This is a genomic window from Escherichia sp. AM3, assembly GCF_032029835.1.
Taxonomy (GTDB): domain Bacteria; phylum Pseudomonadota; class Gammaproteobacteria; order Enterobacterales; family Enterobacteriaceae; genus Escherichia; species Escherichia coli.
The window spans coordinates 1-419 of the sequence record NZ_JAVUPQ010000600.1 but is presented as its reverse complement, the minus strand read 5'-3'; the positions used below and the strand labels follow the sequence as shown (position 1 = coordinate 419).

1 protein-coding gene is annotated in these 419 nt (G+C 42.7%); it reads left to right on the top strand.

Going from position 1 to position 419, the window contains the following annotated elements; genetic code table 11:
• Positions 1-141: 141 nt before the first annotated feature.
• Positions 142-419: FlxA-like family protein (locus RTW80_RS27460; RefSeq protein ID WP_312721249.1), on the top strand; the 278-nt coding region annotated here is incomplete at its 3' end.

Below are 419 nucleotides of genomic sequence, written 5' to 3'. Positions count from 1 at the left end.
CCCCTGTCAACAAGCTTTACTTTCTGAGGCGCGCCAGCCCGCGAGGAAAACAATCTGAACATCAAACAATTAATGACACAAGAAATACGATTAAAGATTTTTTTGTGCATGCCGATAGTGCTTTTTTAAAAGGAGAAATCTATGTCTGTCACAATTCAGGGAAATACCTCAACCGTTATTTCAAACAACTCCGCCCCGGAAGGAACATCAGAAATAGCCAAAATCACAAGACAAATTCAGGTGCTGACTGAAAAGCTTGGGAAAATCTCATCGGAAGAGGGGATGACGACACAGCAGAAAAAAGAAATGGCTGCATTGGTACAGAAGCAAATTGAAAGCCTCTGGGCTCAACTGGAGCAGTTGTTAAGGCAGCAGGCAGAGAAAAAGAATGAAGACGCGACAGTTCAGCCTGATAAAAA